We start from the raw sequence: 8,613 nt of genomic DNA, 5'->3' as shown, positions 1-8,613 counted from the left end.
GAGCAAAACACTTACGCTGAATGAAAGCAATAAGTAGTTCATTCAAATTCGAGATGAGGACGTATATTAGATTTGTGGATACTTGCGGGTGATTCTTTTACATAATGAAAGGCTGTATAAAAGGAGATCCTTTTTATACAGCCTTTTTGCTAATATTAATCATTCACGACTAGTTGGGTTTCTTCAATGCGTTTTAAGGCACCTGGTTCAACTTGTTCAATCGCTTTTGCCGCCTTTTCTAAAGCAAGCTCATATTCATATGCGCGGAATAATCGCTCTGCCTCCACTAATTCAGCAGCAAGCATTGGATTTTTACTCCGGTAACGGTTCGCATATTGAATGACACGCTCTGTTAAATAAGCCTGATCCAGCATCATGTCGATTTTTTCTTTAGCTTGTTCGATTGCATTCTCCGCCTCTAACAATGAGCGGTGGACCGCACCTGTATCTAATGGATGTTGTTCCAGCGCCTCTAATACTTTTTTATTTCTCTGTTGTGTTTCTTCTAAGCTCGTCCAGATAAAGGTTGGCACTCCCGGGATATTACTTTTACGCAAGCGGCGGTGCAATTCTTTAATCTGTCCATACATTTCCGCCAACTTATCTTTTGCCAGCAGCTCATCTTTCCTTAATGTCTGAATCGCTTCTTTAAATGTATCATGCTTTTCCTTCAAGTCATCAATCTGTCCCAAGGCGGCTTCAACTCTGCTGCGCAATTCACTATGTGCAACATCATTCGCCTCAAGACCTGCCAACACTTCTTTCAATTCGTTATTTAAAGCTTGTGTTTTCTTATCAACTGCAAGGAATTTTTCCAGTTCTTCGTCTTCTACATAATAAGCTTTCTTTAGCTCCTCTACTTCTGCCTTTGTTTCTGTAAAGGATGTATGTAGTGTCATGATTGCCTCTTTGTAAGAGGGAACATTTTGGTCCAGATAGTTCTTCGCCAAAGCCTCTTCCTCAAGCAATTCATACATTTCAGAGATTCTTTCTTCCATTTCATCGAGAACCTTTGTACCTTCCTCTAGATTACCTTCTTCAAGCGTCGTCATCACATCGATAATTCGTTGCTGATATGTACGTATTTCTTTTTCAAAATCAAGATGTTCGATATAAAAACCATCTTGTTTCATTTCTTTCATACCGGAAAGCAGTTGATCCAGTTGAGAAGAAAGTTCGTGCTTCGCTTTCTTATACACTTCAGGAAATGCGTGGATCTTCTCATCCAGTTCTTTTAACTCAACTTTCAACTCATCGACGATTCTTTTCGCTTCCATATAGTTACCGGCAGCACTTTCTTCATGGAAATTCTCTAAAGCTGCTTCCAGTTTGTCCAGCTCTGCATCGAAATACCGATCCGCTTTTGCATATTGGTAGCGGTTTTGTGATATTTGCCTGCGCAATTCACGAATTGCCGGCTCGACTTCTTCTACTTCCATTCTGCTCGACTTCTCGGATTCGAGTAATTCTTCTAGCTCGGATAAGATATTGTCGATGCTCCCCTCAATCGTTTGAAGGATTTCTTCTGTTTCCTTTAACACTTTCTTCGCTTTAGAAACCCGGAACTTATCCGCTGCATCCTCTGCATCCAGCAGGTGCTCTTCAATATCAGCAAGTTCTTTACTTACGATATAATCCCATCGTTCCTTCCAAGCTTCAAATTTCACCTGTGTCTCACCGGACAAGGTGAGGTTTTTAATTTTACTGAGTTCACCGGCCACATTCCGCGCCATAATATCCAATTTCCACGCTTCAAGCCGATCGACCTGATCGTACACGCGTTTCCGTAATATTAAACCGATGACGATTAACACAATAATTGCCAAAATAATTCCAATGAATATTTCCATAGCGTACCTCCTAGCCCCATTTCAACAAGAGGATTTATACAAGTAACAGTATGTGTTCAAAAAGGAGGATAAAAAGGACCGAGGTCGGCTAAATTCGCGATTCGTTTCACAACGCCGACTCGAGCACATCCTGTGCGCAAGAATTCAAATGTGGCGAAGCTTCCCGCACCGGAATGTACATCAATGGGTACATAGGAGCGGAAAAGCGAACCAACGCAGAAGTTTGATGTGTCATTTTTACCGGACTTTTGAACAACCTCTAACATGTATTTAAATATATTTCATTAAATCTGTTATGATATAGTATTAATATAGCATGTAATCAGTCACTTTGGCTAAGAAAAAGAAAATTTTGTCTAATTTTTATTATTCCCCGTGAAATTTGTCTGTCAAATCCTAGTTTTCGACAATAAATTTTAGCCAGTTTTGAATGGTTTTTACGTATTTTTTGACAAAAACTTCATGCGAATAGTCACCGATTACCCGGTCTTTCCATTCATTGTGTAAAATATATGGCGTAATCAACATCCCTTTCAGCTGCATGAGCAAATAATCCTTTTCATCCCCCGGCAATTTCTTTCCCGCTAGAACATTATAAAATGCCGTACGAATATGAAAGTTTTCTTTCGCTAGATAGGTGACTACCATTTCCCGCACGAACACTGAATCAAGAGTTAGTTCACGCTGAATAAAACAAGTCAATTGAAGTTTCGACTGTTTATATTGTATAATTGTAAAAATCAATTCATTTAGCCGATCGATAGCAGACCAATTCTCCGCTGCTTCCAGTGTAGCCTCTATTGTTTTCAGATACTCTTCATAATATTTTGTAACGGCATATTCAAGCAAACCTTGTTTCCCGTTAAAATAGTAACTAACGGAAGATACATTCACTTTTGCTTTTTGGGCAATGTCTCTTACTGACGTGCCATGGAAGCCTTTTTGAAAAAACAGGGAGGAAGCAGCATGGATTACTTTTTGTTTGGATAGATTTTTCTTCAATATACTCAGCTCCTTACCTATCCAATACGACAAACTTGCTGGAAATCCTGTAACTTTCGTTCGACAGGAATTTCACCATGTCGAAACCTACCGATAGTTACATATATCTATCTTACTGGAAATGAAGTGCAAAGCTCAAGCCCATTCAATCGGCGAATAGAATAACGAGAAATTAAGGAGGATTATGATGTTTGAACAACTTACATATTCAACAGACCGAATAAAAGCATATGAATTATTAATTAAACAGCTTCAAGCACTCTCTGAGGATGAGAAAGACGAGACTGCGCTGCTTGCTAATGCGTCAAGCTTGTTGAACCAGTTTCTTGATCAAGTGAACTGGGTTGGATTCTATCTTTGGAAGAACGATGAACTCGTACTTGGACCATTCCAAGGATTACCGGCCTGTGTACGAATTCCATATGGTAAAGGAGTTTGTGGCACAGCGATCAAGGAGAAAGAAACCCAACTCGTTGCAGACGTCCATGCATTCCCTGGACATATTGCTTGCGACACAGCGAGCAATTCTGAGATCGTTGTTCCGATTTTACTAAACGAAGAAATATATGGTGTCCTTGACATCGATAGCCCAATTAAAGACCGCTTTGACGAAACCGATAAACATTATCTTGAGAAGTATGTTGAGGCATTGATCGCTTATCTCTAAGCAAAAACGAGTACCCCTTTCTAGGGACTACTCGTTTTTTTCTGATGTATATCCGTCGCCTTATTTAAAATCGCTAGAATGTATTACTGTCTTTAGTATATATTACACATGAGCTAGTTCTGTTTTTCTATGTAAAGTGCTTTATTCATTCTAAACACCACTCTTTTTAGGTGTCTAGAATTAAAATGTACGGAAACTACTAATCAACAATAGATTTTTTATATTTCTAATTGACTTCCCTGCAAATAACTTATATAATATAACTTGTGTAAATTTAAGGTAGCCTTTGCGCTCAGTGCATTGCCACTAGTTTGTTCCTTATGCAGAAATAAGGGTGTATCGTGTAACTCTCTGCTGCTGGAGCGATGGTACAAGAAAAACAAACTAGCCAGTGTAATTGACGTGGTGATTTATTTTTATACAAAAATAAAATCGAAGGAGGAAATGTCTATGGCACGCTATACAGGTCCTGTATGGAAAAAATCTCGTCGTTTTGGCATTTCATTAACTGGAACAGGTAAGGAATTAGATAAGCGCCCTTACGCTCCTGGACAACATGGTCCAAACCAAAGAAAAAAGCTTTCTGAATATGGATTACAGCTTCAAGAGAAGCAAAAATTACGTTATATGTACGGATTAAACGAACGTCAATTCCGTAACCTATTCAACAAAGCAGGTAAAATGAAAGGGATCCATGGTGAGAACTTCATGATTTTACTTGAATCTCGTCTTGATAACCTTGTTTACCGCTTAGGTCTTGCTCGTACGCGCAAACAAGCTCGTCAGCTTGTAAACCATGGTCACGTTCTAGTTGATGGCCGTCGTGTAGATATTCCATCTTACACTGTTACTCCTGGTCAAACAATCGGCTTACGCGAACGTTCAAAAGATCTTGACATCGTGAAAGAAGCAATCGAAGTGAACAGCTTCGTACCAGAGTACACAACATTCAACGCAGACAACATGGAAGGTTCATACACTCGTTACCCAGAGCGTTCTGAGCTTCCAGCAGAGATTAACGAATCTCTTATCGTTGAGTTCTACTCACGTTAAGATTTTAACTTTGCAAACTATAGCATAAAAGCCTTTGAAGTGCTGATACATCAGCATTTCTAGGCTTTTTCTATTTTATCAAGAATGCAGGATAAAGCATAGAAATGTATGTATTTGGGGCTGTTTAGATTTGTATCATCCTTGATTTTCACAAAAATAAAAACCAAAATAGTAATGAATACTACCATGGTTCTTCTCCCGAATCTAAAAACTCATTAATTTTTAATAACGCATTTTTTAAATCAAAATCAACTAATTGTCCAATATAATCTTTTTTATTAAATACATTTGCATCAACAGTTGCAATGTTATTTGCTTTAACATATGATTTTTTATCTAAACCTGCATTTTTCCATTGGAATATAGGAGATTTCCATTTATCATATTTACCTTCAAAATCATTTATCTCCGCACCTGTAATAGTTGCAAAAGATGCGATAACAGGTGAACCATTTTCAAAGTCATATATGACAACTGGTCTTGTTTCAACTTCAGACGTTTTAGGGTAAGTAACTGTTAACCAATACACATCACCAATATTTAGCTTCATACATTACTTTTTAAATTCTTCAAACCACTTAACTTGCTTAGGGTCCTTAGAATCAATATTAACTTTCCCATTTACTGAATTTAAATGTGGAATTCTTCTTGTATGATTTTTTGACTTTATGCTCTTTCTAAGTTCTGCTACAGTCATATCCTCATCCCCTTTACTTCTTTTATCGTCAACATTCATACATATCACATCCTTACTTATATGTATGAATAGTATCGCTGACAATTGTCAATAAAATACCTATGTTTGAAAAACGTCTTTGAAAACATCTTGTATTATAAGTATATCATCTTCATACTTAATGTAAACCTTATAACTAAATATATAAAGGAAACTGCAGACATACAAAAATTTTATGAAGCAATTGATTATCGAATGGCTAAGGGAAAAAATGGATTAGGAATTATCCCCATATTTGCTACGGGCATACCGTGGTTGTTATTTTTATTTCTTTAAAAATGGGAACATGCTTTGGTTCATTTTCGTTTTCGTTTATCTCATTATTTTAACTGTATCCACTTTCCTGCATTTTAGAGAAAAAGCCTGGGCTGCTTTGCATATTGCAATTCTTGATGATATATTAACCGAGCGTTCTCCTAGCAATTCCTAAATAGCAGCATGCACACTTCTTCTACTTGTATCCTACCATGGTAGTATACCGTTAACAAAAAGATGACCAAAATATTTGTATCAGCCCGCTTGATTTCACTACTATAATTAGATAAATAAATGTAGTCAATGAAGGAGCTGACACCTTCCTACATTTCTTCCACCCAATCTGGTACTTTTAAGGAGCAAAGGATGTCCAGTTCTTCTTTTCGTTTGGATGTATATGAGCTAACCTGTTGCAGATCGGAATCAACATATGCGGGATGTGTCATCACTTCTACTGATTCAACAGGCAACCCATGTAACTTTTCAAAAAGATCTCGTCCGACACCCTCACCATAAAAACCAACATATAATGTATCAGTTAGTAGTATTTCTGGTGATTCTTTTAATGAATCGACATAACGCACAGGAACTTGAAAATCCTTTGCCAATTTATAAACAACTTCTTTTAGTGGCTCCCAACCATGAACATGATGGTGACTATCGATGTGATGTAAAGTTAAACCCGTTGCCAGAAAAGCTTCTATTTGAGTACGCCATTCTTTTTCAACTTGATGTACATCTGGTGCTTCCATTTCTGCGAATGTACTGTTAAATTTAAACGTGCCTGCTTCATTTATTAAGTCAGAAACATCATCACGTAACGGCTTGCCCCATGTTAGCACGAGATGAATCCCGACTCGTAAATTTGGATGTTGCTTCGCTTGTTCTACTGCGTATGCCACGGCATTTCCGTTCATCATTAATGTAGTTGCATGTACAAACCCTTCTTCATGCGCCTTGATAATACCATCTGTCACACCTTTTGTTAACCCATAGTCGTCTGCATTAAAAAGTACTTTCATCGTATTTTACCTCCCATTAGTACGCGTTTACTTATTGGACAGTAAATAGTAAGAACCATACATCCTTCCTATTCCTCTGTAAGATAATTTCTTTCGATTAAGAAATTCGTCTTATCTCCTCGAAAATAAGCTCGAGAGAACTCGATCCTTCTCCCCTTAGCATCTTTTGTAACTGTCTCAATATAAAAACAAGGCAAACCCTCTTCACACTTTAAATGGTTACTAATACGTTGGTCAACAAGCGTAATTTCAATATTTTCTATTGTTTTGGCAACTTGAATATTAAAATCTTCTTGAAACGATGCATAAAGTGACGTTTCGGCATGTTCTTGTGTAATACCAGGCGCAATATTCCATGGTATATATGCAATTTCATATTGGGTAGGATCACCATTTGCTTGTCGAACCCGCTCAATCTGCTGAATAGGTGCATCGATTTCAACTTGAAGTACCTCAGCAAGATGTTCATCCGCTGGAATTACCTTAAGTGCAACCAATTTAATTTCGGCCTTTTTCCCTTGAACTGCAACTTGATCGCCATATCGTTTTATCGTATGAGAAAGTGTCTGTTTTAATTTTGGATCAGCGACGTAGGTTCCTTTTCCTTGCTTTCTAATTAAATACCCTTCTAATGTTAATTGATTTAACGCCGTCCGCACTGTCGTTCTACTCACATTAAAATCTTTGCAAAGCTCAAGCTCTGTTGGAATTTGGTCACCTTTTTTATATTTATTTGTTTTAATTCGATCCAATAATTCCTCTTTTATAAATGCATGCAATGATTGATTTTTTTCCATTTCTTAACTCCTTCTTCTTCTATACTTTGAGTGTACAAGAAATAACAAAGAATGACAATACAAACAAGTTGTTATAACAAATTGGATTATTTTTATAAAATGTATAGACATATACCAATATGTATGATACATTCTAACTGAGGTATGGACAAACTTTTATTAACCGCTTTCACTAGCGTTTAAAGAAAACAACCTTCACAATACTTACTACAATCATGAGAAGGAGATGACTTTTATGTCATTAAAAGTAACAATTATCGGTGGTGGGTCAAGTTATACCCCTGAGATAATTGAGGGGATGATAAATCGTTACGATAGTTTTCCGGTCACTGAAATTGTCCTCGTTGATATTGAAGATGGGAAAGAAAAACTCGAAATTATTGGTAACCTAGCTAAACGGATGATTGAAAAGGCAGGTAAACCAATTCATCTATCTTGGACTTTGGATAGAAAGAAAGCGTTAACAAATGCAGACTTTGTATCTACCCAAATTCGTGTTGGTGGATTAAAAGCAAGAGAAAAGGACGAACGTATTCCTTTAAGCCACGGCTTTATTGGACAGGAGACAAATGGAGCAGGCGGAATTTTTAAAGCCTTCCGTACAATCCCTGTACTCATGGATATTGCAAAAGATATACAGGAACTTTGTCCAAATGCATGGATGATTAACTTTACCAATCCAGCTGGAATTGTAACAGAAGCATTAATGAAACATTCTGCTCATAAAAAGGTCATTGGTGTTTGTAATATTCCTTTTAACATGCGTCATTCTGTTGCAGAAATTTTACATGTCGAACCAAACGACGTAAACATTGAATTTGTTGGGATGAACCATTTCGTCTTCGGTCAAAAAGTAACTGTAAAAGGGATTGATCGTACAGAGGAAGTATTAGCGAAATTACGTGATAGTCTTGATTATTCACCAGCAAACATTGTAAGCCTTGGCTGGTCCAAAACATTTATTGAAGCGATGAAATTATTACCTAATCCTTATCATGAATACTATTTCCATACAAAAGAAGTATTGGCTAAAGATATAAAAGCCTATGAGGAGCATGGTACAAGAGCTGAAGTCGTTCAAAAACTCGAGGATTCACTATTTGAATTATATAAAGACCCAGAACTTTGCGATAAGCCAAAAGAGCTGGAAAAACGAGGAGGTGCTTTTTATAGTGATGTTGCATGCAGTCTAATGGATTCTATTTATAACAACAAGGAGGATATGCAAACA

The 8,613-nt window shown here is 37.2% G+C and carries 9 protein-coding genes; 3 read left to right on the top strand and 6 right to left on the bottom strand.

What is annotated here, in order from left to right:
• Positions 1 to 155 precede the first annotated feature (155 nt).
• On the bottom strand, positions 156 to 1,850 hold the full coding sequence (gene ezrA, locus SPD53_RS18885) for a septation ring formation regulator EzrA (RefSeq protein ID WP_336253482.1): 1,695 nt from the start codon (positions 1,848 to 1,850) through the stop codon (positions 156 to 158).
• 396 nt (positions 1,851 to 2,246) lie between these two features.
• Positions 2,247 to 2,852 (bottom strand): forespore capture DNA-binding protein RefZ, encoded by a 606-nt coding sequence (gene refZ / locus SPD53_RS18880; protein WP_336253481.1) that lies wholly within the window; start codon positions 2,850 to 2,852, stop codon positions 2,247 to 2,249.
• Between the two features lie 187 nt (positions 2,853 to 3,039).
• Here refZ and SPD53_RS18875 point away from each other — a divergent pair, with 187 nt between their 5' ends.
• Both SPD53_RS18875 and rpsD read left to right on the top strand, forming a co-directional pair.
• Positions 3,040 to 3,519: a GAF domain-containing protein gene (locus tag SPD53_RS18875; protein WP_336253480.1), complete on the top strand. Its 480-nt coding sequence runs from the start codon at positions 3,040 to 3,042 to the stop codon at positions 3,517 to 3,519.
• Positions 3,520 to 3,969: 450 nt separating this feature from the next.
• Positions 3,970 to 4,572 carry a 30S ribosomal protein S4 gene (gene rpsD / locus SPD53_RS18870; protein ID WP_156857727.1) on the top strand — a complete coding sequence of 201 codons (603 nt, stop codon included), beginning with the start codon at positions 3,970 to 3,972 and terminating at the stop codon, positions 4,570 to 4,572.
• Positions 4,573 to 4,753: 181 nt separating this feature from the next.
• On the opposite strand, the gene SPD53_RS18865 is transcribed toward rpsD, so the two are convergent.
• From SPD53_RS18865 to SPD53_RS18850, 4 genes are all read right to left on the bottom strand, one after another.
• Complete coding sequence (locus SPD53_RS18865) at positions 4,754 to 5,122, bottom strand: hypothetical protein (protein WP_336253479.1); 369 nt, start codon at positions 5,120 to 5,122, stop codon at positions 4,754 to 4,756.
• 3 nt (positions 5,123 to 5,125) lie between these two features.
• Entirely contained in the window at positions 5,126 to 5,308 is a 183-nt protein-coding gene (locus SPD53_RS18860; protein ID WP_336253478.1) for a hypothetical protein, read from the bottom strand.
• Positions 5,309 to 5,886: 578 nt separating this feature from the next.
• A complete protein-coding gene (gene chbG, locus SPD53_RS18855) occupies positions 5,887 to 6,585 on the bottom strand; it encodes a chitin disaccharide deacetylase (RefSeq protein WP_336253477.1) in 699 nt (232 codons plus the stop codon).
• Between the two features lie 68 nt (positions 6,586 to 6,653).
• Entirely contained in the window at positions 6,654 to 7,382 is a 729-nt protein-coding gene (locus tag SPD53_RS18850) for a GntR family transcriptional regulator (protein ID WP_336253476.1), read from the bottom strand.
• Positions 7,383 to 7,617: 235 nt separating this feature from the next.
• Between SPD53_RS18850 and SPD53_RS18845 the strand changes: the two genes are divergently transcribed.
• Positions 7,618 to 8,613, top strand: a 996-nt coding sequence (locus SPD53_RS18845) for a 6-phospho-beta-glucosidase (protein WP_336253475.1), incomplete at its 3' end; no start/stop codon positions are given.

The organism is Oceanobacillus sp. MO10714A (genome assembly GCF_037072045.1).
Lineage (GTDB): Bacteria > Bacillota > Bacilli > Bacillales > Amphibacillaceae > Oceanobacillus > Oceanobacillus indicireducens.
Note: the sequence above shows the minus strand (reverse complement) of the source record. Positions and strands in the feature narration are given on the sequence as shown.